Origin of the sequence: Streptomyces siamensis, from assembly GCF_039543605.1 — a bacterium.
Lineage (GTDB): Bacteria > Actinomycetota > Actinomycetes > Streptomycetales > Streptomycetaceae > Streptomyces > Streptomyces siamensis.
On record NZ_BAABKB010000008.1, the window covers coordinates 14000 to 38068 of the forward strand.

Below are 24069 nucleotides of genomic sequence, written 5' to 3' on the forward strand. Positions count from 1 at the left end.
CGCGGAACGTTACCGTATCGCGATCAGATGACCACTTCGACGCCCTCGCCGGGAGATTTACCTGACACCCGTTCGGATTCCAAGGCCTGCTGCAGGATGATGACCGCTGCCGCCTGGTCGATGACCGACCGGCCCTTCTTGGATTTCACGCCCGAGGCGCGCAGGCCCTGACTCGCCGTCACCGTGGTCATCCGCTCGTCCACGAGGCGCACCGGGACGGGTGCGATCCCCCGGGCGAGTTCCTGGGCGAAGGCGCGGACCTTCACCGCGGCCGGGCCCTCGCCCCCCTTGAGGGAGCGAGGCAGCCCCACGACGACCTCGATCGGCTCGTACTCCTCGACGAGCTGCTTCAGCCGGCGGTGGGCCGCGGGGATGTCACGCCCCGGGACCGTCTCCACCGGAGTGGCGAGGATCCCGTCGGGGTCGCACGAGGCGACCCCGATGCGGGCGTCCCCGACGTCGATCGCGAGTCGACGTCCTCTGCGCATGGTCCTGACCGCTCTCTACTTGGCGGTCTCGGCGACGAGGCGCTCGACCGAGTCGATGGCCTCACCGATCGCGGCCGGGTTCTGGCCGCCGCCCTGGGCGACGTCCGGCTTGCCGCCACCGCCGCCGCCGAGGGTCTTGGCGGCCGTGCGGACGAGGTCACCGGCCTTGAGGCCGCGCTCGCGGGCGGCCTCGTTGGTGGCGATGACCGTCAGCGGCTTGCCGTTGACCGTGGTGAAGAGGGCGACCACCGCGGCCCGTCCGCCCTGGATGCGGCCTCGCACGTCGAGGACCAGCTTGCGCAGGTCGTCGGCGGTCGTGCCGTCCGGCACCTGGCCGGTGACGAGGGCGACGCCGTGCACGTCCTTGGCGGAGTCGACGAGGCCGCCGGCGGCCTGGAGGACCTTCTCCGCGCGGAACTTCTCGATCTCCTTCTCGGCGTCCTTCAGCTTGCCGAGCATGGCGGAGACCTTCTCCGGGAGCTCCTCGGAACGGCCCTTGATCAGCTCCTGGAGCTGGGCGACGACCGTGTGCTCGCGAGCGAGGAAGTTGTAGGCGTCGACGCCGACCAGGGCCTCGATGCGGCGCACGCCGGAGCCGATCGACGACTCGCCGAGCAGCTTGACCAGGCCGAGCTGGGCGGTGTTGTGGACGTGCGTGCCGCCGCACAGCTCCTTGGAGAAGTCACCGATGGTGACGACGCGGACGCGCTCGCCGTACTTCTCGCCGAACTCGGCGATGGCACCCTGCTTCTTGGCCTCGTCGATGCTCATGATCTCGGCCTGGACGTCCAGGTCGCGGGCGAGCACCTCGTTGATCTGCTGCTCGACGTCGGTCATCACGGCCGTCGGTACGGCGGACGGGGAGCCGAAGTCGAAGCGGAAACGACCCGGCTGGTTCTCCGAACCGGCCTGGGCGGCCGTCGGGCCGAGGGCGTCGCGCAGCGCCTGGTGCGTGAGGTGCGTGGCCGAGTGGGCGCGGGCGATGGCCTTGCGGCGGCGGACGTCGATCGAGGCCTGGGCCTTGGCGCCGACGGTGACCTCGCCCACCTGGACGACGCCCTTGTGGACGTACACGCCCGGGACGGGCTTCTGGCAGTCGCGGATCTCGATGATGGCGCCGGTGTCGACCTTGATGCGGCCCATGTCGCCGATCTGGCCGCCGCCCTCGGCGTAGAACGGGGTGCGGTCGAGGACGATCTCGACCTCGTCGCCCTCCGTGGCGGCCGGTGAGGAGGCGCCGTCGACGAGGATGCCGACGATCGTCGACTCGCCCTCGGTGCGGTCGTAGCCGATGAAGTCGGTCTCGCCGGCGGCGTCGGCGATCTGCCGGTAGGCACCGAGGTCGGCGTGGCCCGTCTTCTTGGCCTGGGCGTCGGCCTTGGCGCGCTCCCGCTGCTCCTTCATCAGACGGCGGAAGCCGTCCTCGTCCACGGAGAGGCCCTGCTCGGCGGCCATCTCCAGAGTGAGGTCGATCGGGAAGCCCCAGGTGTCGTGGAGCAGGAACGCCTTGTCGCCGGCGAGGACCGTGCCACCGGACTGCTTGGTCTCGGTGACGGCGGTGTCGAGGATGTTGGTGCCGGCCTTCAGGGTCTTGAGGAAGGCGGCCTCCTCGGCGAGGGCGACCTTCTCGATGCGCTCGCGGTCGGTGATGAGCTCGGGGTACTGCTGGCCCATCATCGCGATCACGGTGTCGATCAGGTCCTTGACGACCGGACCGGTGGCACCGAGCAGGCGCATGTTGCGGATGGCGCGACGCATGATGCGGCGCAGCACGTAGCCGCGGCCCTCGTTGCCCGGGGTCACGCCGTCGCCGATGAGCATCACGGACGTCCGCATGTGGTCGGTGACCACGCGCAGGGAGACGTCGGAGTCGTGGGCGGCGCCGTACTCGACGCCGGTCAGCTCGGTGGCCTTCTTGATGACGGCCATGGAGGTGTCGATCTCGTACATGTTCTGCACGCCCTGCAGAATCATGGCGAGGCGTTCCATGCCGAGACCGGTGTCGATGTTCTTGCTGGGCAGCTCGCCGAGGATCTCGAAGTCCTCCTTCGAGGTGCCCTCGCCGCGCTCGTACTGCATGAAGACCAGGTTCCAGATCTCCACGTACCGCTCGTCGTTGACGGCCGGGCCGCCCTCGACGCCGAACTCGGGGCCTCGGTCGTAGTTGATCTCGGAGCACGGGCCGCAGGGGCCCGGGACGCCCATGGACCAGTAGTTGTCCTTCTTGCCCAGGCGCTGGATGCGCTCGGCCGGGACGCCGATCTTGTCGCGCCAGATGGTCTCGGCCTCGTCGTCGTCGAGGTAGACCGTGATCCACAGACGCTCGGGGTCGAGTCCGTAACCACCCTTGTCCTGGGGCGTGGTGAGCAGCTCCCAGGCGTAGGTGATGGCGCCTTCCTTGAAGTAGTCGCCGAAGGAGAAGTTGCCGCACATCTGGAAGAACGTGCCGTGCCGGGTGGTCTTGCCGACCTCTTCGATGTCGGGCGTGCGCACGCACTTCTGCACGCTGGTGGCGCGCGGCCACGGCGCCTTGACCTCACCGAGGAAGTACGGCTTGAAGGGCACCATGCCGGCGGGGACGAGGAGCAGAGTCGGGTCGTCCGCGATGAGCGACGCCGAAGGGACGACGGTGTGACCGCGCTCCTCGTAGAAGCTCAACCAGCGGCGGCGGATTTCAGCCGACTCCATCAGTGGTCCTCATTCCGGTTGTACGAGTACGTCGTGTTCTCGATGTACTTGATCTGCTTGTCGTTGCCGATGGCGGCGATGCCCCGCTGCGCGGGGAGCTCGGCGTCGGTGCGGTGGTTCAGTCCGAGGGCGTCGCCGAGTTCGGCCTCGCGCTGGGCCATGCCGTCGCGGACGTCGAGCGCGAACTCCTTGAGCCGGTGACCCGCGTCGATCGCCTTGTTCGCGGCCTGCGCCGCGAGGCTCTCCGGGGTCAGCTGCCTGAGTTTGCGGTTGACCTTGGTGGTGGCCCACACGCCCGCGGCTGCGCCGGCGGTGAACCAGAACGTACGGCGGAACATCGCTGCGTCAGTCCTTCTTCCGCTTGCTCCGTCGCGCGGACGGGACGGTGCGGCCCACGATCACGGTACGTCGGGGGGCCTTCTCGGGCACATTCTCACGACGGCCTCCGATGGCACGCCGCACGCCGTAGCCGAACGCCGCGACCTTCACCAGGGGGCCGCCGAAGGTGGAGGCGACGGTGGTCGACAGCGCCGACGCGTTCGACGTGACCTCCTGGACGTCCGACGCGATGGCGTCGACCCGGTCGATCTGCGTCTGCGCGGACCGCACCGCGGCGGACGCGTCGGCCAGGAGCGGGACTGCCTGTTCGGTCACGTCCGCGACGAGCTTGGTCGTCGCCCTGAGCGTCTGGGCCAGCCTCGCCAGAGCGACGGCGAGGAAGGAGACCAGGATCGCCCAGAAGACGGCCACGAGGATCCCGGCCACCTCTCCACCGGACACTGTGCACCCGCTCCCTGACTGCATGCCTGAACATCGAAAAGTCGTCCCCCGAGCCTATCGCGCCGGGGCCGCCGCTCCGTACCGCATTACCGCCCGCCCCGTGCGGAGTTGCGGGAAGTGATTGTACGGAACGCTTACGGATCAGTACTCTCCGTGTCCCATGCAGCGCTCTCACCGCCCTCGGGGCGCCGGTGGTCCGGTGCCAGGCAATCTGCCCCTGGAACTCGACGCGTTCGTGGGGCGCTCGGCCGAACTGGCCGGGCTGGCCGGGGCCCTGGGCGCGGCGCGGCTGGTGACCGTCACCGGTATGGGAGGCGTCGGCAAGTCGAGACTGGCGGTACGTGCCGCGGCCCGGGTCGAGCCGCGCGACGGGGTGTGGCGCGTGGACCTGTCCGCGATCCGTGACCCGGGCCTCGTCGAGTACGCGGTCGTCGAGGGCCTCGGCCTGACGGACCAGACGTCGCGACCGCCGCGCGAGACGCTCCTCGACCACCTCGCCGAACGCCAACTCCTCCTGGTTCTCGATGGGTTCGAGCATCTGGTGGACGTGAGCGCCTCGCTGGTGGGCGGGCTGCTGCGCGGGGCGCCGGGACTGCGGGTGCTAGCCGTGGGGCGCAGACCGCTGGGTGTCGCGGGCGAGCGGCTGTTCCCGCTGGCGCCGCTGCCCGGGCCGGACGCCGCCGAGCTGTTCGCGGACCGGGCCGCGGCCCGGCTGCCCGGCTTCGCGGTGCACGACGGCAACCGGTCGGAGGTGGCGGAGCTGTGCCGGCGCCTCGACGGGATCCCGCTCGCCGTCGAGCTGGCGGCGGGACGTCTGAACGCCCTCTCGCCCGCGCAGTTGCTCTCCCGGCTGGAGGACCGCTTCCGGCTGCTGACCGGGGGTGCGCGCGACGCCGCGGCGCGGCACCGGACGCTGCGCACGGCGATCGGCTGGAGCCACGAGCTGTGCACGCCCGAGGAGCGGCTGCTGTGGTCACGGCTGTCGGTGTTCGCCGGGCAGTTCGACCTGGAGGCCGCGGAGTACGTGTGCAGCGGCGAGGGGCTGGCCGCCGACCGCGTCCTCGACGTGCTGGGCGAGCTCCTCGCGCAGTCCGTGCTGTCGCGTGAGGAGACGGTGGCGGGTGTGCGCTATCGCATGCTGGAGACGGTCCGGGTGTACGGGGCGGACTGGCTGGAGGCGACGGGCGACGCCGACCGGCTGCGCCGCCGCCACCGCGACTGGTACATGGGCCTGGCCACCTGGTGCGAGCTGGACTGGTTCTCGCCGCGGCAGAGCGAGGTCGCAGTACGCGTCGAGTCGGAGCTGCCGAATCTGCGCCGCGCTCTGGAGCACTGTCTGACCGAGCCGGGCGACGCGCATCTGGGCCAGTATCTGGCGGGCACCCTGTGGTTCTACTGGGTCGGCTGCGGGCGGCTCTCGGAGGGCAGGCACTGGCTGGAGCGCAGCGTGGACCTGGACGGCGACCGCGACCAGTCGCGGCTGAAGGCGCTGTGGGTGCTCGGCTACATCGCGGTCCTCCAGGGCGACACGGTGCCCGCGCTGTCCGCGCTCCAGGAGTGCCGGGAGGAGGCGGAGCGCACCGGGAACGCCACGGCTGTGGCCTACGCGGAGCACCGCACCGGCTGTCTGGCGCTGGTCACCGACGACATGGCGCGCGCGGAGACCCTGCTGCGCTCGGCGCTGGACCGGTATCACGAGATCGGCGAGCTGAACAGCAATGTGCTGATGGGGCAGGTCGAACTCGCGATGACGCTGGCCTTCCAGGGCGATCTGCCGGGCGCGGTGAGGTTGTGCGAGGACGTCCGGCGGGTCTGCGAGGACCATGGGGAGCGCTGGGCCCTGGCCTATGCGCTGTACGTCCTCGCGTACCAGGCGCTGACCGAGGGCGACGCGGCGCGGACCCGGCAGCTGCTGCGGGAGTGCCTGGCCATCGCGCACACCTTCCACGATCTGCTCGGCACCGTCCTCGCGGTGGAGGTGCTCGCCCTGGTCACGGCGGTGGAGGGCGATCCGGCCGAGGCGGCGGTGCTCCAGGGCGCGGCGTCGCGGATGTGGCCGTCGGTGGGCCTGCCGCTCTTCGGCTCGACGTACTACAACGCGCCGCACGAGCGGTGCGAGGCGCTGGCCCGGGAGCACCTGGGGGACGCGCGGTACGCGGAGTGCGTCCGGGAGGGTGCGCTGCTCGGGCGGGAGGCGGCGGTGGTCCGGGCGCTGGGCCGGACGGGGCCGCCGCCGCTCGGTGCGGTCCCCTCGCCGCCCCGGCTGCCCCCGGACATGCGCGAGCCCGCCGTCTCGCCCACCTCGAAGGGCGGGGAGACGACGGGCTGACGCGCAGGTGGTGCTACGTCCGCAGGTGGATCAGCGGGCGTAGTACTCGACGACGAGCTGCTCGTCGCAGATCACCGGGATCTCCTTGCGGTTCGGCTCACGGTCCAGGCGGAAGGCCAGGGCGCGGAGGTTCACCTGGAGGTAGCGCGGGGTCTCGCCGTCGGGGGCGAAGCCACCCTCACGCGCGACCTGGAACAGCGGCTTCTCGCGGCTGCGCTCACGGACCATCACGACGTCGTCGGGACGGACACGGAACGAGGGCTTGTCGACCTTCTGGCCGTTGACCTCGATGTGGCCGTGGACGACCATCTGGCGGGCCTGGTAGATCGTGCGGGCGATGCCCGAACGCAGGACCAGCGCGTCGAGACGGCGCTCGAGCTCGATGACCAGAGCCTCACCGGTCTTGCCCTGCGTCTTGGCGGCACGCTCGTAGGCGCGGACGAGCTGGCGCTCGGACACGTCGTACTGCGCGCGCAGACGCTGCTTCTCGAGCAGACGGACCTTGTAGTCCGAGTTCTGCTTGCGGCCGCGGCCGTGCTCACCCGGCGGGTAGGGACGGGCCTCGAAGTACTTGACGGCCTTCGGGGTCAGCGCGATGCCGAGGGCACGCGACTTCTTGACCTTGGGGCGGGACTGGTTCGCCATGAACCAAACACCTCATGTTTCTGATCTGAATACGGCTTCACCAGGGTTAGGGGAGGTCGCATCCGCAGCCTGGGAAACCCTGCGGGCCCTTGCGGACCTGCCGGGCAGCCGCTCCCTGGTCTGGGCACATACGTGCAGCACGCGAGTGGCCCACCGACCGTCCCGGTGACCGGGTGGTGGTGGGCTGCCCGCGACACCTTCGACGGTGCGCGACGCTCCTGGAATCCCCCCGTCAAGGCAGGGGCTCCGGCTGGATGTCCCGTTCTGGTGGTGCCGACCGGAGTCGGACACGGGACGCAGCGCTGCGGGTCATCCTACAGGGGGTTCCGGCGCCCTCTCGACCGGAGGGTGCGCCGGGCCGGTGTCAGGGTCTGCCCCGCCCGAGATGCTTGCGGGTCCACTCCACCGCGTCCGCGTACCGCGCCTCGGCACCGTGCCTGGTCGGGGTGTAGTACTCGCGGTCCTTGAGCTCCTCCGGCGCGTACTGCTGAGCCGCGATGCCTTCGGGCAGGTCGTGCGGATACACGTACCCCTGGGCGTGGCCCAGCTTGGCCGCGCCCTTGTAGTGGCCGTCGCGCAGGTGCGGTGGCACCGGGCCCGCGTGCCCCTTGCGCACGTCCTCCATCGCGGCGCCGATCGCCGTGGTCGCGGAGTTGGACTTGGGGGCCAGGGCGAGGGCGATGGTGGCGTGGCTGAGGGTGAGCGCGGCCTCGGGGAAGCCGATCATGGCGACCGCCTGGGCGGCGGCGACGGCTATGGGCAGCGCGTTCGGGTCGGCGAGGCCGATGTCCTCGCTGGCGGAGATCATCAGGCGCCGGGCGATGAAGCGGGGGTCCTCACCGGCCTCGATCATCCGGGCCAGGTAGTGCAGCGCGGCGTCGACGTCGGAGCCGCGGATGGATTTGATCAGGGCGCTCGCCACGTCGTAGTGCTGGTCGCCGTCGCGGTCGTACTTCACGGCGGCGCGGTCGACGGTCTCCTCCAGGGTCTGGAGGCCGATCTCCGTCTCGCCCTTGTCGAGCGCCGCGCCCGCGGCGGCCTCCAGGGCGGTCAGGGCGCGGCGGGCGTCGCCGCCGGCGATCCGCAGCAGGTGGTCCTCGGTGTCCTCGGGGAGGGTGACGGTCTCCTTGAGGCCACGCTCGTCGGCGAGGGCGCGGCGCAGCAGGCCGCGCAGGTCGTCGTCGGTGAGGGGTTCGAGGGTGAGGAGCAGGGAGCGGGAGAGCAGGGGGGAGATCACCGAGAAGTACGGGTTCTCGGTGGTGGCGGCGATCAGCGTGACCCAGCGGTTCTCCACGGCCGGCAGCAGGGAGTCCTGCTGCGCCTTGCTGAAGCGGTGGATCTCGTCGAGGAAGAGGACGGTCTCCTTGCCGAAGCCGCCGGTGGCGCGGCGTGCCCCGTCGATGACGGCGCGTACCTCCTTCACGCCCGCGGTGATCGCCGACAGTTCCACGAAGCGCTTGTTCGTGGCCTTGGACACGACGTACGCGAGGGTGGTCTTGCCGGTGCCGGGTGGGCCCCAGAGGATCACCGAGGAGGGACCGGCCGGCCCGCCGTTCCCCTCGCCGACGAGTCTGCGCAGGGGGGAGCCCGGCTTCAGCAGATGCTGCTGGCCCACGACTTCGTCGAGGGTGCGCGGGCGCATCCGGACGGCCAGGGGGCTGCTGGACGGGTCCTTCTCCTGGCGTTCTTCGGCTGCGGCGGTGAACAGGTCGGGCTCCACGGGGAAAACCCTATGTCACGCCACTGACAACGCCGTCCGGGCCGGGTCTCGGGGACCGGGGCGGGGTCAGCTGGTCCAGAAGTCCCACCAGCGGGTCAGGATCAGCATGCCGATGATGCCGATGTGCAGGGTCGGCAGGACCCAGGTGAACTCGCCGAGGAAGCTCTTCAGCCAGCGCGGGGCGGGCAGGAAGTCGTTGCGCACGTTGGACGAGGTCACGTACCAGAACATGATGATCGTGGCGACCCAGGCGAGGCTGCACCACAGGCAGAGCGAGTTGATGCGGTAGAGCGACTGGAACTGCAGCCAGGTGCAGAATCCGACGCCGAAGAGCGTGCCGGCGTTGAAGGTGAGCCAGTACCAGCGCGGGAAGGTCGCGCGCGCCAGCAGGCTCATGCCGACACAGACGACGATGCCGTAGGCCACCAGTCCCAGCATCGGGTTGGGGAACCCGAAGGCGGAGGCCTGGTCGCTCTTCATGATGTTGCCGCAGGAGACGACCGGGTTCAGGCTGCACCCGGGCACGAAGTTCGGGTTCTCCAGCAGTTTGAACTTGTCGATCGTGATGACCCAGGCGGCGAGCAGCCCGGCGGCTCCGGTGATCACCAGCATCAGGGCGAACGCGCGACTGCCGCCGGTCGTGCGGGGGGCGACGCTCTCTTCCCGGCCGGTCGAGACGTCCTTCACTGTCGTCTTGCTCATCACGCCGTTTCCGTAGTTCGAAGGGGGCCTGCGGGCACGGTCATTGTGCCGCACCCTCCCCCGTGTCCACCGTTCGATGGACATAAGGAGGTACGCACGGAGGTCCCGGAACGCTCGGTTCGGGGGGAGGCTCGTCGGCATGACAGCACACGCGAAGCAACTCGCGGTGGACGTACGGGGGCTGCGCAAGCAGTACGGGGACGTGACCGCCGTCGACGGCATCGATCTCGGCATACGGCAGGGCGAGGTGTTCGGCCTGCTCGGGCCGAACGGCGCCGGCAAGAGCACCACGGTGGAGATCCTCCAGGGCAACCGCGGGCGGGACGCGGGCGAGGTGTCGGTGCTCGGTTCGGACCCCGCGACGGGCACGCGCGCGTGGCGCTCGCGGGTCGGGATCGTCTGGCAGGACGAATCGGCGCCCGCCGAGTTGACGGTGCGCGAATCCGTGCAGCATTTCGCCCGGTATTACCCGAATCCCCGTGATCCCGAGGAGGTCATCGCGCTGGTCGGTCTCCAGGCGAAGGCCGACAGCCGGATCAAGTCGCTCTCGGGCGGCCAGCGCAGGCGGCTCGACGTCGCCCTCGGCGTGATCGGCGGGCCCGAGCTGCTGCTCCTGGACGAGCCCACCACCGGCTTCGACCCGGCCGCGCGGCGGCAGTTCTGGGACCTGATCCGCCTGCTGGCCGACGAAGGCACGACGATCCTGCTCACGACGCACTACCTGGAGGAGGCGGAGGCGCTCGCGGACCGGCTCGCCGTCGTCGCACGGGGCCGGATCGTCGCCGAGGGCGAGCCGGCCGCGCTGCGGGAGCGCTTCGGCACGGAGGCGACGGTCGCGTGGACCGAGCAGGACGGCACCCCGCGCACCGAACGCACCGCCACCCCGACCCGGACCGTCGCGGAGCTCATGCACCGCTTCGACGGGGAGATCCCGGGGCTGCGGGTGACCCGCCCGACCTTGGAGGACGTCTATCTGCGGCTGACCGGACAGGAGAACGCGCGATGACCACGACCGCCGTACGCCCACGTGGTGGGACCCGCTCGGACCGGCTGCCCGGGGCCTGGGGACTCGGCCTGCACCGGGGCGCCCTGGAGATCAGGCAGTTCTTCCGTCAGCGCGACCAGGTCGTGTTCACCTTCGCCTTCCCGGTCGTGTTCCTCTTCCTCTTCGCGTCGATCTTCAGCGACGACGTGCGGGGCGCGGGGATCACCGCCTCCCAGCTCTACGTCCCCGCGATGATGGCCGCCGGCATCATGTCGACGAGTTTCCAGTCCCTCGGCATCTCCATCGCGATCGAGAGGGACGAGAAGGTGCTGCGCCGACTGCGCGGCACACCCATGCCGCCTGCCGCCTACTTCCTCGGCAAGATCTGGCTCGTCCTGGTCACCGGCGCGCTGGAGACCGCCGTACTGCTCACCGTGGGCACCACGCTGTACGACGTGGAGCTGCCCTCGGATGCCGGAAAGTGGGCCGAGTTCGGCTGGATCTTCGTGCTGGGACTCACCGCGTGCGCCCTGCTCGGCATCGCGATCAGCTCGGTGCCCAAGTCCGGGAAGAGCGCCACCTCGGTCGTCGTCCTGCCCTTCCTGGTGCTCCAGTTCATCTCCGGGGTGTACATCTCCATCGACACCATCCCGGACTGGATGCTGAACATCGGCGCCGCGTTCCCGCTCAAGTGGATGTGCCAGGGACTGCGCGGGGTGTTCCTGCCCGAGTCGGCGAAGGTCCTGGAACAGGCGGGTGACTGGGAGTTCGGGCGGATCGCCCTGGTGCTCGGGGCGTGGTGCGTCGGCGGATTGCTGCTGTGCCGGCTGACCTTCCGGTGGAAGAACCGGCGCGACGGATGAACCCCGCCGGACGAACGGCCGGGCGGGGCTCGCGGTTCGCACACCGGGAGCGCTCGTTCCGGCTCCGGGACTTCCGCCTCGCGTCGACGCCCGGCACACGAGGCCGCGCTCGACGTCGACCGCGCCGCCGCGACCGCCGCAGGTCCCGAGGCCGTCGTCCTGCGCTCCCGCCCGCTCCCGAACGCCGGAGGGGCCGGTACTCGGCCCCTCCTGCGTTCGGCGGAGCGGGGTCCGGGGCCGCGGCCCCGGGTGGCGGTTCAGCCCAGCCGGGACGTCAGCTCGGCGACGAGGTCGTCGAGGCCCACCGCGACCTGCTCGCCGGACTCCATGTCCTTGAGCTGCACGACGCCCTCGGCGAGATCGCGCTCACCGGCCACGACCGTGTAACGGGCCCCGGACCGGTTGGCGTTCTTCATCGCGCCCTTCAGCCCCTTGCCGCCGTACGAGAAGTCGGCGGCGACACCGCGCCTGCGCAGCTCCGTCACCTTGGCGAAGAGCACCCGGCGGGCCTCCTCGCCGAGCGGCACCGCGAACACACTGGTCGACGCGGGGAGTTCGAGCGAGACGCCCTCGGCCTCCAGGGCGAGGACCGTGCGGTCGACGCCCAGCGCCCAGCCCACCGACGGCAGCGCGGGGCCGCCGATCATCTCGGAGAGACCGTCGTAACGCCCGCCTCCGCCGACCGCGGACTGGGAGCCCAGGCCGTCGTGGACGAACTCGAAGGTCGTCCGGGTGTAGTAGTCGAGTCCGCGCACCAGCTTCGGGTCGTCCTCGAAGGAGACGCCCTCGGCGCTGATCAGCTCGCGCACCTCCTCGTGGTACGCCTTGCACGCGTCGCACAGGTAGTCCCGCAGCAGCGGCGCGCCGACCAGCTGCTTCTGCACGTCGTCCCGCTTGTCGTCGAGGACGCGCAGCGGGTTGATCTCCGCACGACGCAGGGTGTCCTCGTCCAGGTCGAGGCCGCGCAGGAAGTCCTGCAGGGCCGCCCGGTACACGGGGCGGCACTCCTTGTCGCCGAGCGAGTTCAGCAGGATCCGGAAGTTGCGCAGTCCGAGCGACCGGTAGGCCTGGTCCGCCAGGATGATGAGCTCGGCGTCCAGAGCCGGGTCCTCGGCACCGATCGCCTCGGCACCGACCTGCGAGAAGTGCCTGTAACGGCCCTTCTGCGGACGCTCGTAACGGTAGTAGGAGCCCGAGTACCAGAGCTTGACGGGGAGGTTGCCCGCCTTGTGCAGGTTCGCCTCCAGCGCCGCGCGCAGTACGGAGGCGGTGCCCTCCGGACGCAGGGCCAGCCGGTCGCCGCCCTTGGTCTCGAAGGCGTACATCTCCTTGGTCACGATGTCGGTGGACTCACCGACGCCGCGCGCGAACAGTTCGACGTTCTCGAAGCCGGGCGTCTCGATGTAGCCGTAGCCGGAGTTGCGCAGCGGTGCGGCGATGGCCTCGCGGACGGCCAGATACGTCGCGGACGCCGGCGGGATCAGGTCGTACGTGCCCTTGGGGGCCTTGAAGGTGCTCACGGAAAGTCTCTCGTCACATTCCTCGTCGGGGAGCGTCCACGCTCCCTTGGCCGGCGGCCACCTGCCGCAGATACGGGTTGGTGGCGCGCTCCTGGCCGATGGTCGTCTGGGGGCCGTGGCCGGACAGCACCACGGTCGAGTCGTCGAGCGGAAGGCACACACGGGCCAGCGAGTCGAGCATGTCGGCCATGTCGCCGCCGGGCAGGTCGGTGCGTCCGATGGAGCCGGCGAAGAGCAGATCCCCGGAGAAGAACACGGACGGGACGTCCGCGGCCTCCGGCATCCGGAACGTCACCGACCCCTTGGTATGGCCCGGCGCGTGCGCGACGGAGAGGTCGAGGCCCGCCAGCTCCAGCCGCGCGCCGTCGGAGAGCTCCTTGACGTCGTCGGGCTCCCCCACGGTCAGCTCGCCCATGAGCGGCATGCCGATGGAACGGCCGAGCGCCTTCTCCGGGTCGCTCATCATGTACCGGTCCTCGGGGTGGATCCAGGCCGGTACGTCGTGAGCTCCGCAGACCGGGACGACCGAGGCGACGTGGTCGATGTGGCCATGGGTCAGGATGACCGCGACGGGCTTGAGCCGATGCTTCTTGAGTGCGTCCTCGACTCCCTGGGCGGCCTGATGGCCCGGGTCGATGATCACGCACTCCTCACCCGCGGCGGGGGCGACCAGGTAACAGTTGGTCCCCCAGGCCCCGGCGGGGAACCCGGCAATGAGCACGATCGTCCTTCGTGGTGGCGTACGCGCTGGTGTCGTACGGGGTGGGCGGCTGTGGTCAGAGCCTACCGGCGCTGCCGATTCCTCAGCGAACCCATATACGGTACGGGGCACACGCAGGCGGTCGGCTCACAAGACGCACGCGTCCCACTTGACGTACGAGACGCATGAGGAGAAAACCCGGTGGTCAGCCAGGAACAGCGGCGGCGTCAGCTCGCCCGGGAGAAGTTCTTGCGACAGCAGCAGCGGCGTACGGCCGCACGGCGCAAGACACACACGCGCAACGCGATCGTCGCCTCGGTGCTCGGCGTGGTCGTGGTGGGCAGTGTGGTGTCGTACGCGACCGGGGTCTTCAAGAACGACGACAAGAAGGCCAACGCGGGCGCGGAGGTGACGCCGACCCCCTCGGCGCCGAGCCAGGCGCCCGACCCGTGCGAGAAGGCCCCGGACGGCAAGGTGAAGCAGCTGAGCTGGAAGAAGGAGCCGGCGCTCACCATCGACAAGTCCGCGGACTACACGATGAAGATGGCGACGACCTGCGGTGACATAGACATCGCGCTGAAGGCCTCGGCGGCCCCGCACACGGTCAACTCGTTCGACTTCCTCGCCGGCAAGGGCTACTTCGACCACACCAAGTGCCACCGGCTCACCACCGACGGCATCTACGTGCTCCAGTGCGGCGACCCGCAGGGCACCGGCGCCGGCGGCCCCGGGTACACCATCCCGGACGAGAACCTGAAGGACAAAAGCCTGAAGGGCAACGTGTATCCGGCGGGCACCGTCGCGATGGCGAACCAGTACAACCCCCAGACGCAGAAGGGCCGCAACACCGGCGGCAGCCAGTTCTTCCTGGTCTACCAGGACAGTCAGCTGCCGCCCGACTACACACCGTTCGGCACGATGTCCGAGGCGGGGATGAAGGTCCTCAAGAAGATCGCCGCCGCCGGTGCTCAGCCCGCCGATCCTCAGACCGGCAACACCGCACCGAACGCGACCGTGGTGATCGACAAGGCGACCATCACCAAATCCTGACCGTCAACAGGGGAACTTCGGTCGCGCGGGATGCGGACAGGCAACCCGCTGGTCGCCTATGTTGGCGGTGACGAAACTGTGGACGATGCCAGGGGGCTACGACGCCCCTCGCAGGCATCATGTGGAGGAGGCGCTGTGAGCAGCGACCCGTGGGGCCGCGTCGACGAGACGGGGACCGTGTACGTGCGTACGGCCGACGGCGAGCAGGTCGTCGGTTCCTGGCAGGCCGGCTCCCCCGAGGAGGCGTTGGCCTACTTCGAGCGCAAGTACGAGGGCCTGGTTGTCGAGATCGGCCTCCTCGAGAAGCGAGTGAAGACCACCGACCTGTCGGCGAAGGACGCCCAGACCGCCATCGATCACATCCGCGAGCAGGTGGACGCCCACCACGCGGTCGGTGATCTGGACGTGCTGCGCGGACGGCTGGACAAACTCGTCGAGACGGTCGAGTCGCGCCGCGAGGAGCGCAAGGCCCAGCGGGCCAAGCAGTCGGACGAGGCGCGGCACGCCAAGGAAGCGCTGGTCGTCGAGGCCGAGGAGCTCGCGCAGAGCGACCAGTGGCGGGCGGCCGGCGAGCGACTGCGCGCGCTGGTGGACACCTGGAAGGGCCTGCCGCGGCTCGACCGCAAGTCGGACGACGAGCTGTGGCACCGCTTCTCGCACGCGCGCTCGGCGTTCTCCAAGCGCCGCAAGGCGCACTTCGCGTCGCTGGACGCGCAGCGCGAGGAGGCCCGCAAGACCAAGGAGAAGCTGGTCGCGGAGGCCGAGGCGCTGTCCGGTTCGACGGACTGGGGTCCGACGGCCGCCCGCTACCGCGAGCTGATGGCGGACTGGAAGGCCGCCGGCCGGGCGCAGCGCGAGCACGAGGACGACCTGTGGAACCGCTTCCGCGGCGCCCAGGACGTGTTCTTCGCGGCCCGCAGCTCGGTCTTCGCCGAGCGCGACGCGGAGCAGTCGGAGAACCTGAAGCTCAAGGAGGAGCTGGCCGAGGAGGCCGAGAAGCTCGTCCCGGTGACCGACCTGAAGGCGGCCCGCGCCGCCTTCCGCTCGATCAACGAGCGCTGGGAGGCCATCGGTCACGTGCCACGCGACGCCCGCCCGAAGGTCGAGGGCCGGATGCACGCGGTGGAGCGGGCTCTCCAGGAGTCCGAGGAGGCCGAGTGGCGCCGGACCAACCCGGAGGCACGCGCGCGTGCCGAGGGTCTGACCGGACAGCTCCAGGCCGCCGTGGACAAGCTCCAGGGCCAGATCGAGGCGGCACGCTCGGCGGGCAACACCGCGAAGGCCGACAAGCTCCAGAAGGAGCTCGACGGTCGTCAGGCGCTGCTCGACCAGGCCCTGAAGGGTCTGCAGGAGTTCGGCGGCTGACACGTCGGCGACACGAGAGGGGCTCCCGTACGGTGCGTACGGGAGCCCCTCTCGTGTGCCGTCCGGGCGCGGCCCGCCGTTACGGCCTGCGGGCCGAGGTCACGCGGTAGACGTCGTACACGCCCTCGACGCCCCTGACCGCCTTCAGGACGTGACCCAGGTGCTTGGGGTCGCCCATCTCGAAGGTGAAGCGCGAGGTGGCGACCCGGTCGCGGGACGTCTGCACGGCCGCGGACAGGATGTTCACGTGCTGGTCCGACAGGACACGGGTGACGTCCGACAGGAGCCGCGAGCGGTCCAGTGCCTCGACCTGTATGGCCACCAGGAAGACCGAGGACTGCGTGGGCGCCCACTCGACGTCGAGGATGCGCTCCGGCTCACGGGACAGCGAGTCGACGTTGACGCAGTCGCTGCGGTGCACCGAGACGCCGCTGCCGCGCGTGACGAACCCGATGATCGGGTCGCCCGGCACCGGCGTACAACAACGGGCGAGCTTGACCCACACGTCCTCGACGCCCTTGACGACCACACCCGGATCGGCGTTGGAGCGGCGCTTGCGTCCGCGTCCGCGGGCCGGCGGAACGGCCTCGTCGATCTCCTCGGTGGCCGCCTCCTCGCCGCCGAGTGCCTGCACCAGCTTCTGCACGACGCTCTGCGCGGTGACGTGTCCCTCGCCGATCGCCGCGTACAGGGACGAGATGTCCGGGTAGCGCATCTCGTGCGCGAGGGTGACCAGGGAGTCGCCGGTGAGGATGCGCTGGATCGGCAGGTTCTGCTTGCGCATCGCACGCGCGATGGCGTCCTTGCCGTGCTCGATCGCCTCGTCGCGGCGCTCCTTGGAGAACCAGGCGCGGATCTTGTTGCGGGCGCGCGGCGACTTCACGAAGCCGAGCCAGTCGCGGGAGGGACCCGCGCCGGTGGCCTTGGAGGTGAAGACCTCCACCAAGTCGCCGTTGTCCAGGGTGGATTCGAGCGGTACCAGGCGTCCGTTGACGCGTGCGCCTATCGTCCGGTGGCCGACCTCCGTGTGGACCGCGTACGCGAAGTCGACCGGTGTGGCACCCGCCGGGAGCGCTATGACGTCGCCCTTGGGAGTGAAGACGAAGACCTCGTTGCGGGACAGGTCGAAGCGCAGGGACTCCAGGAACTCGCTCGGGTCCTCGGTCTCCTTCTGCCAGTCGAGCAACTGGCGCAGCCACGCCATGTCGTTGACCGTGTCCTGGCCGGCGCTGCCCTTCGCGGCCCGGGGCACGTCGGTGCGGATCTTGGAGGTGCCGGCGACGGTCTCCTGCTTGTACTTCCAGTGCGCGGCGATGCCGTACTCGGCGCGGCGGTGCATGTCGAAGGTGCGGATCTGCAGTTCGACCGGCTTGCCGTTGGGGCCGATCACCGTCGTGTGCAGCGACTGGTACATGTTGAACTTGGGCATCGCGATGTAGTCCTTGAACCGGCCGGGGACCGGGTTCCATCGCGCGTGCACGGTGCCGAGAGCGGCGTAGCAGTCCCGGACGGTGTCGACCAGGACGCGGATGCCCACCAGGTCGTAGATCTCCGCGAAGTCACGGCCGCGGACGATCATCTTCTGGTAGACGGAGTAGTAGTGCTTCGGGCGGCCGGTGACCGTCGCCTTGATCCGGGCCGCCCGCAGGTCGGACTGGACCTCGTCGGTCACTATGGCGAGGTACTCGTCGCGCTTGGGGGCGCGCTCGGCGACCAGGCGCACGATCTCGTCGTACATCTTGGGGTAGAGGATCGCGAAGGCGAGGTCCTCCAGCTCCCACTTGATGGTGTTCATGCCCAGGCGGTGCGCCAGCGGAGCGTAGATCTCCAGGGTCTCGCGGGCCTTCTTCTCCTGCTTCTCGCGCTTGAGGTAGCGCATGGTGCGCATGTTGTGCAGGCGGTCGGCGAGCTTGATGACCAGGACGCGGGGGTCCTTGGCCATGGCGACGACCATCTTGCGCACGGTCTCGGCCTGCGCGGCCTCGCCGAACTTGACCTTGTCGAGCTTGGTGACGCCGTCGACGAGGAGGGCGACCTGGTCGCCGAAGTCGCGGCGCAGGGTGTCCAGGCCGTACTCGGTGTCCTCGACGGTGTCGTGCAGCAGGCCCGCCATCAGCGTCGCCGGGTCCATGCCGAGCTCGGCGAGGATGGTGGTCACGGCGAGCGGATGCGTGATGTACGGGTCGCCGCTCTTGCGCTTCTGGCCGCGGTGCCAGCGCTCGGCGACCTGGTAGGCCTTCTCGATCTGCCGGAGGGTCGCCGTCTCGATCTTCGGGTCGTTGCTGCGCACTATCCGCAGCAGCGGCTCCAGAACCGGGTTGTACGGGTTGGAACGCTGGACGCCGAGACGGGCGAGGCGGGCGCGTACGCGGTTGGAGGAACCGCCACTGCGCGCGGGCTGCCCCGGCGCGGGGCGGACCGCCGACGTGCCGGAGGGGCGCTCGGGAGGAACGGGCTTGGGACGTGGCTGCTCGGCCGCCTTGCGGTCGGGCGCCGCCTGGGCATGCTCGACCGGCCCGCCGGTGGTGTTCTTGGCGGGCCTGTCCGCGGGCGCCGAGGCTCGCTCGGGCTTCGCGGACGGGGTGACTCCCAGGCGTTCGGCGCTGGGGGCGAGTGGCTGGGCCTCGTCTGGCAAGAGGGCTCCTCGTGCGCGTTCCGGGTCCCCCGGTCAGGCTCCGGAGACCCCATGGTAGCGATCCTGGGCGTCGGACTCGCTGTCGGCCGTTGGGACGGCCTCATACACAAGCAACGCAAGAGGCGGGCGCCGGATTCCTCCGGGCCCGCCTCCGCGGTGTCCTACGGGTGTCTCAGGGCTTTCCAGGGCCTTTCCCGGGGGTTTCCCACGGGGCGGCCGGACTCGGCGTCCTGGGTCCGCTCAGACCTTGAGGAGCGCCTCCAGCGGAGCTCCCTGGAGCGCCGGCTCCAGACGGCCCCGGCCGCCCAGGAAGCCGAGCTCCATCAGCACGGCGACACCCGCGGTCTCGGCGCCCGCCCGGCGGATCAGCCGGAGGGAGGCCTCGGCGGTGCCGCCGGTGGCCAGGACGTCGTCGACGACGAGCACGCGGTCGCCCGCGCTCAGGTCCTCGGCGTGCACCTCGATCTCGGCGGAGCCGTACTCCAGGTCGTACGCCTGCGACAGCGTCGCACCGGGCAGCTTGCCCGCCTTGCGGACCGGGATGAAGCCGAGCCCGGCACGGATCGCGACCGGAGCACCGAGGATGAAGCCCCGGGCCTCCAGGCCGACGATCTTCGTGGCGCCGTTGCGCACCGCGATGTCGGCGAGGGCGTCGGTGAGCGCCCCGAAAGCGGCCGGGTCCGCCAGGAGCGGGGTGATGTCCTTGAACATCACCCCCGGCTCCGGGTAGTCGGCCACATCGCGGATGCGGCTGAGCAGCAGTTCTTCGATGCCCGTCATCGGCGCTTCCCCGAGGGACGGCCGCGGCCGCGGTTGCGGGACGCGGGCTGGTTGCGCGGGCCGACGACCGCCGGGGCGACGTCGTCCGGCTCGTCGTCCAGCGGCACTCCGACGGCCTCGGGCTCCAGGGACTCGCCCTTGGCGGCGGCCTGGGCCCGCTTGGCGAGGACCCGCTTGCGCAGGGCCTTCATCTGCGGCTCGCGCTCCTTGAGGTCGGCGACGAGCGGCGTGGCGATGAAGATCGACGAGTACGCACCGGCGGCGAGGCCGACGAACAGCGACAGCGAGATGTCGTTGAGCATGCCCGCGCCGAGGACACCGCCACCGATGAACAGCAGGCCCGCGACCGGGAGCAGCGCGACCACCGTGGTGTTGATCGACCGGACCAGGGTGCCGTTGATCGAGCGGTCGGCGACGTCGCTGTAGGTGAAGCGGGTCTGCTTGGTGATGTCCTTCGTCTGCTCCTTGAGGCTGTCGAAGACGACGACCGTGTCGTAGAGCGAGTAACCGAGGATCGTCAGCAGACCGATCACGGTGCCCGGGGTGACCTCGAAGCCCACCAGGGCGTAGATGCCGACCGTGATGGTGATGTCGTGGATCAGGGCGACCAGCGCGGCGACGGCCATGCGCCATTCGAAGGCGATGGCCAGGTAGATCACCACGAGGACCATGAAGATCGCCAGGCCCTGCCAGGCCTTGTTGGCGATCTGGTCACCCCAGCTGGGGCCGACCAGGTCGGCGTTGATCTTCTCGGCGTTGACGTTCAGGTCCTTGGCCAGCGTGTCCTTGATCTGGTCGGACTTGTCGGTGTCGATGCCGGCGATCTGGATGCGCAGGCCGCCGTTGCCGAGCTTCTGGACGATCGCGTCGTGGCCGGAGGCCTCCTCCGCGAACGTCTCCGCCTGCGTGACCGAGACGCTGGTCTTCTCGGTGGTGAAGACGGCTCCGCCCTGGAACTCGATGCCCATGTTCAGGCCGCGCACCGTCAGGCCGAGGATGGCCGTGATGGTGATCAGGATCGAGATGCCGTACCAGATCTTGCGCTTGCCGACGAAGTCGTAGCCGATCTCGCCGCGGTGGAGCCGGGCGCCGAGGGTGCCGAGTTTCGACATCTCACGCCTCCTTCGTGTCGACGGGGGCGGACGCGCGACGGGTGCGGCGCAGCGGCGGCTTGGCGCCCAGTCGCTTCGGGTCGAGACCCGACCAGCTGTGGCCGCTCGAGAAGAACTTCCTGCGGGCGAGGATCGTCATCAGCGGCTTGGTGAAGAAGAAGACGACGACCACGTCGAGCAGGGTGGTCAGGCCGAGCGTGAACGCGAAGCCCTGGACCTTGCCGACCGTGACGATGAAGAGCACCGCGGCGGCGAGGAACGACACGAAGTCGGAGACCAGGATGGTGCGCCGCGCGCGCGGCCAGGCGCGCTCGACGGCGGGCCGCAGGGTGCGGCCCTCGCGGATCTCGTCACGGATGCGTTCGAAGAACACGATGAACGAGTCCGCCGTGATACCGATCGCGACGATCGCACCGCAGACGGCCGGCAGGTTCAGCGCGAAGCCGATGGTCGGGCCGAGCAGCGACATGATCACGTAGGTGAGGACGGCCGACACCAGCAGGGATGCGATCGCGATGAGCGACAGGCCGCGGTAGTAGACCACCAGGTAGATGACGACCAGGCCGAGGCCGATCGCACCGGCGATCAGACCGGCGTGCAGCTGCTCACCACCGAGCGCGGCGGTCACGGTGGTGACGCTCGCCTCCTTGAAGGTGAGCGGCAGGGCGCCGTACTTCAGCATGTTGGCCAGGTCCTGGGCCTCGGTCTGGCTGAAGCTTCCGGAGATCTCCGCGTTGCCGCCGGTCAGCGCCTGGTTGACGTACGGGTCGGAGACGACCTCACCGTCGAGGACGATGGCGAACTGGTTCTGCGGGGACTGGTTCTGGGCGAGCTTGCCGGTGATGCTGGCGAACTTCTTGGAGCCACCGGACGTGAAGTCCATGGTGACCTTCCAGCCCGCGGCGCTCTGCGTGTCGTAGACCGCGGCGGCCTTCTTGATGTCCGTGCCGGACACCTCGGCCGGGCCGAGGATGTACTTCTGCCACTGGCCCGACGAGTTCTGACCGCAGGCCACGGTGGGGTCGGACGGCTTGACGCCGTCACCGGCCGTGGCGCGGGCCGCCTTGTCGGTGCAGTCGAGGGCGGCGTACTGGGCCTGGAGCTTGGCCGTGCCCGGGTCCACGCTGCTGCTCGCCGACGGCGAGGCGCTGGAGGAGGGCGACGTGCTCGCGGAGCCGCTCGCGGACGGCGTGGTGTCGGCCTTCAGGGCGTCGCTGACCACGCGGCCCTGGGAGGTGGCGCCGGCCGACGGCGTCGCGGAGCTCGACGACGTCGCCTTGTCCGTCGCCTTGTCGGTGGCCTTGTCGGTGGCCTTGTTCGACGAGCTGCCGCTCGGCGACGGGCTGGCCGACGCGTCGGTTCCGGAGACCTCGGTGGTCAGGACCGGACGGAAGTAGAGCTTTGCGGTGGTGCCGACCTGCTCCCGGGCCTGCTTGGAATTCGTGCCCTTGGGAATGTTGACGATGATGTTCCTGTCGCCCTGCGTCTGGACCTCCGCCTCGGACACGCCGAGACCATTGACACGGCGGTTCATGATGTCGACCGCTGTGTCCATGTTGGTCTTGTTGATCGCGTTGGGCTGACCGGGCTCGTTCTTCGCCTCGAGCGTGATGCTGGTGCCGCCGGCGAGGTCGATGCCGAGACGCGGGGTGGGGTGCCCGGAGAGGAACATCCCCCCGGTGAGCGCCGCGATGGCGATCAGGATGAGGGCCAGCGAGCGCCCCGGCCTGCTCTGGGCGCTCGCGCTCCGGCCCTTCTTCGGTGCTGCCACCTTCTCGTACTCCCTCTCGGGCCACCGTGCGCCGGGTCAGCGCGCGGGCGGCCATGACATGGTGTCGGGACTCCGTGCGAGAACAGCACGTCCCGGATGCGCGGGGCGCGAGCGGGTCGCGCCGCGCTCCCGGGGCGTGACTACTTCGCGTCGGCCTCGCCGTCGGTCTTCTTCAGCTCCGCTGCGCCGGCGTCGTCGGCCTTCGCCTCGGCGGGCTCGTCCGCCGCGTCCTTCTTGCCGAGGTCGAGGGGCTTGTCGTCGGAGGCGTCGGAAGAGGCGTCGGCGGCGGGCTCGTCGGTCTCGGTGAGGGAGGAGGCGTCGTCCGGGACGACGGCACCGTCGGCCTTCAGGTCGTGCTCGATGCCGTGGACGATGCGGTTGTACTCGTCGTCCGTGAGGACGGCGCCGATCGCGTTCTTCGCGAAGAGCAGGTCGACCCCCGGGGCGGCGTCAAGGAGGACCGTGTCCTCGTTGACCTCCTTGACGGTTGCGTACATGCCACCAATCGTGCGGACACCGGAGCCGGGCTGCATGTCGTTGCGCATCTGCGCAGCCTGCTGCTGCTTCTTCTTGGCCGACCGGGTCATCAGGAACATGGCCCCGATGAGCACGATGAACGGGAGGAGGGTCACGAGACTCACGGGTCGGAACTTCCTTCTACGACCGCAATGGAGGGCGGCCTGATGGTTGGGGGTATGTATGCCGTCGACAAGGGCGGCATCGGCGGAGTCTAAGCGAGTCCGCACTCAGTGAACAACGCTCAGCATGGCACCGGGGTTCCTGCCCCGGCACATCCCCGCGCCGTCACGCCCCGAACAAGTCCTGTTGTCCGTTTCCACCTGTGGCCTGGCGGGGCGGGGTGAGGCCGAGATGCGCCCATGCCGCCGGTGTGGCCACCCGGCCACGGGGCGTACGGGCGAGCAGTCCTTCCCGGACGAGGAAGGGTTCGGCCACCTCTTCCACGGTCTCACGCTCCTCCCCCACCGCGACGGCGAGCGTCGACAGGCCCACCGGGCCGCCGCCGAAGAGCTTGAGCAGTGCCTCGAGGACACCGCGGTCCAGGCGGTCCAGGCCGCGGGCGTCCACCTCGTACACCTGGAGGGCCGCCGCCGCGATCTCCCTGGTGATCACTCCGTCCGCCTTGACCTGGGCGTAGTCGCGCACGCGGCGCAGCAGGCGATTGGCGATGCGGGGCGTGCCCCGGGAACGTCCGGCGATCTCCGCGGCTCCGTCCGGGTCGATCTCGACGTCGAGGAGGCTCGCGGAACGGTGGACGACCCGCTCCAGCTCGGCGGGCTCGTAGAACTCCATGTGGGCGGTGAAGCCGAAGCGGTCCCGCAGCGGGGGCGGCAGCAGGCCCGCGCGCGTGGTGGCGCCGACCAGGGTGAACGGCGGCAGTTCCAGCGGGATGGCCGTGGCACCGGGGCCCTTGCCGACGATGACGTCGACCCGGAAGTCCTCCATCGCCATGTAGAGCATCTCTTCGGCGGGCCTGGACATGCGGTGGATCTCGTCGAGGAAGAGCACCTCGCCCTCCTGGAGGGAGGAGAGGATCGCGGCGAGGTCCCCGGCGTGCTGGATGGCGGGGCCGCTGGTGATGCGGATCGGGGCGCCCATCTCGGCCGCGATGATCATCGACAGGGTGGTCTTGCCGAGTCCGGGGGCACCCGAGAGGAGCACGTGGTCGGCGGTGGCGCCACGCGCGCGTGCGGCCCGCAGGACCAGGTCGAGCTGCTCACGGACCTTCTCCTGGCCGATGAACTCGCCCAGGTCCTTCGGGCGCAGCGCGGCCTCGACCGCCTGGTCCTCGCGGTCGGCGACCGAGTCCACCAGCCGCTCCTCGGCGGGGCCGACGAGCCCCTCGGCGGCGGTCGCGTCGGTCGTGTCGTCCCAGTTCATGTGAAGTGCCTCGGGGTGTGGTGGCGGTGCCGGCGGT

At 70.1% G+C, this 24069-nt stretch carries 20 protein-coding genes; 5 read left to right on the forward strand and 15 right to left on the reverse strand.

Translation table 11 applies throughout. The features are described 5' to 3' along the window. Positions 1-23: 23 nt before the first annotated feature. From ruvX to ABEB03_RS14160, 4 genes are read right to left on the reverse strand one after another with little or no spacing between them, the layout of a single operon-like run. Positions 24-488, reverse strand: coding sequence for a Holliday junction resolvase RuvX (gene ruvX, locus ABEB03_RS14145; protein ID WP_028803703.1), 465 nt, complete (start codon positions 486-488; stop codon positions 24-26). 15 nt (positions 489-503) lie between these two features. Beyond that, positions 504-3176, reverse strand: coding sequence for an alanine--tRNA ligase (alaS, locus tag ABEB03_RS14150; protein ID WP_345647349.1), 2673 nt, complete (start codon positions 3174-3176; stop codon positions 504-506). Continuing rightward, entirely contained in the window at positions 3176-3514 is a 339-nt protein-coding gene (locus ABEB03_RS14155) for a DUF6167 family protein (protein ID WP_345647352.1), read from the reverse strand. Before ABEB03_RS14155 ends, alaS begins: the two co-directional genes overlap by 1 nt. Positions 3515-3521: 7 nt before the next feature. After that, positions 3522-3980 carry a DUF948 domain-containing protein gene (locus tag ABEB03_RS14160; protein WP_095933040.1) on the reverse strand — a complete coding sequence of 153 codons (459 nt, stop codon included), beginning with the start codon at positions 3978-3980 and terminating at the stop codon, positions 3522-3524. Positions 3981-4116: 136 nt separating this feature from the next. On the opposite strand from ABEB03_RS14160, the gene ABEB03_RS14165 reads away from it, so the two are divergent. Continuing rightward, positions 4117-6285, forward strand: coding sequence for an ATP-binding protein (locus ABEB03_RS14165; RefSeq protein WP_345647357.1), 2169 nt, complete (start codon positions 4117-4119; stop codon positions 6283-6285). Between the two features lie 30 nt (positions 6286-6315). Here ABEB03_RS14165 and rpsD read toward each other — a convergent pair whose 3' ends face one another. The 3 genes from rpsD to ABEB03_RS14180 form a co-directional block, all read right to left on the reverse strand. Next, a complete protein-coding gene (gene rpsD, locus ABEB03_RS14170; RefSeq protein ID WP_028803708.1) occupies positions 6316-6930 on the reverse strand; it encodes a 30S ribosomal protein S4 in 615 nt (204 codons plus the stop codon). Positions 6931-7294: 364 nt separating this feature from the next. Next, positions 7295-8650, reverse strand: a complete 1356-nt coding sequence (locus tag ABEB03_RS14175) for a replication-associated recombination protein A (RefSeq protein WP_345647361.1) — start codon at positions 8648-8650, stop codon at positions 7295-7297. A 66-nt stretch (positions 8651-8716) separates the two neighbouring features. After that, complete coding sequence (locus ABEB03_RS14180; RefSeq protein ID WP_345647364.1) at positions 8717-9352, reverse strand: vitamin K epoxide reductase family protein; 636 nt, start codon at positions 9350-9352, stop codon at positions 8717-8719. A gap of 139 nt (positions 9353-9491) precedes the next feature. On the opposite strand from ABEB03_RS14180, the gene ABEB03_RS14185 reads away from it, so the two are divergent. Continuing rightward, entirely contained in the window at positions 9492-10358 is an 867-nt protein-coding gene (locus ABEB03_RS14185; RefSeq protein ID WP_345647367.1) for an ABC transporter ATP-binding protein, read from the forward strand. Next, a complete protein-coding gene (locus tag ABEB03_RS14190) occupies positions 10355-11200 on the forward strand; it encodes an ABC transporter permease (RefSeq protein WP_345647370.1) in 846 nt (281 codons plus the stop codon). Before ABEB03_RS14185 ends, ABEB03_RS14190 begins: the two co-directional genes overlap by 4 nt. A gap of 257 nt (positions 11201-11457) precedes the next feature. Here the strand turns inward: ABEB03_RS14190 and hisS are convergent, their stop codons facing one another. Continuing rightward, on the reverse strand, positions 11458-12720 hold the full coding sequence (gene hisS, locus ABEB03_RS14195) for a histidine--tRNA ligase (RefSeq protein WP_345647373.1): 1263 nt from the start codon (positions 12718-12720) through the stop codon (positions 11458-11460). A 13-nt stretch (positions 12721-12733) separates the two neighbouring features. Beyond that, a complete protein-coding gene (locus tag ABEB03_RS14200; protein WP_345647376.1) occupies positions 12734-13441 on the reverse strand; it encodes an MBL fold metallo-hydrolase in 708 nt (235 codons plus the stop codon). 180 nt (positions 13442-13621) lie between these two features. On the opposite strand from ABEB03_RS14200, the gene ABEB03_RS14205 reads away from it, so the two are divergent. Both ABEB03_RS14205 and ABEB03_RS14210 read left to right on the forward strand, forming a co-directional pair. Continuing rightward, a complete protein-coding gene (locus tag ABEB03_RS14205; protein WP_345647379.1) occupies positions 13622-14470 on the forward strand; it encodes a peptidylprolyl isomerase in 849 nt (282 codons plus the stop codon). A 135-nt stretch (positions 14471-14605) separates the two neighbouring features. Beyond that, the gene (locus ABEB03_RS14210; protein WP_345647382.1) at positions 14606-15835 is read left to right on the forward strand and encodes a DUF349 domain-containing protein; all 1230 of its coding nucleotides are present in this window, start codon (positions 14606-14608) and stop codon (positions 15833-15835) included. 79 nt (positions 15836-15914) lie between these two features. Here the strand turns inward: ABEB03_RS14210 and ABEB03_RS14215 are convergent, their stop codons facing one another. From ABEB03_RS14215 to ruvB, 6 genes are all read right to left on the reverse strand, one after another. Further along, positions 15915-18470, reverse strand: coding sequence for a RelA/SpoT family protein (locus tag ABEB03_RS14215; RefSeq protein ID WP_425589233.1), 2556 nt, complete (start codon positions 18468-18470; stop codon positions 15915-15917). A 240-nt stretch (positions 18471-18710) separates the two neighbouring features. Next, complete coding sequence (locus tag ABEB03_RS14220; protein WP_345647384.1) at positions 18711-19250, reverse strand: adenine phosphoribosyltransferase; 540 nt, start codon at positions 19248-19250, stop codon at positions 18711-18713. Next, entirely contained in the window at positions 19247-20362 is a 1116-nt protein-coding gene (gene secF, locus ABEB03_RS14225) for a protein translocase subunit SecF (protein ID WP_345647387.1), read from the reverse strand. Before secF ends, ABEB03_RS14220 begins: the two co-directional genes overlap by 4 nt. Position 20363: 1 nt before the next feature. Then, positions 20364-22133 carry a protein translocase subunit SecD gene (gene secD, locus ABEB03_RS14230; RefSeq protein ID WP_345647390.1) on the reverse strand — a complete coding sequence of 590 codons (1770 nt, stop codon included), beginning with the start codon at positions 22131-22133 and terminating at the stop codon, positions 20364-20366. 140 nt (positions 22134-22273) lie between these two features. Then, a complete protein-coding gene (yajC, locus tag ABEB03_RS14235; protein ID WP_345647393.1) occupies positions 22274-22774 on the reverse strand; it encodes a preprotein translocase subunit YajC in 501 nt (166 codons plus the stop codon). 163 nt (positions 22775-22937) lie between these two features. After that, on the reverse strand, positions 22938-24032 hold the full coding sequence (gene ruvB / locus ABEB03_RS14240) for a Holliday junction branch migration DNA helicase RuvB (RefSeq protein ID WP_345647396.1): 1095 nt from the start codon (positions 24030-24032) through the stop codon (positions 22938-22940). Positions 24033-24069 lie beyond the last annotated feature (37 nt).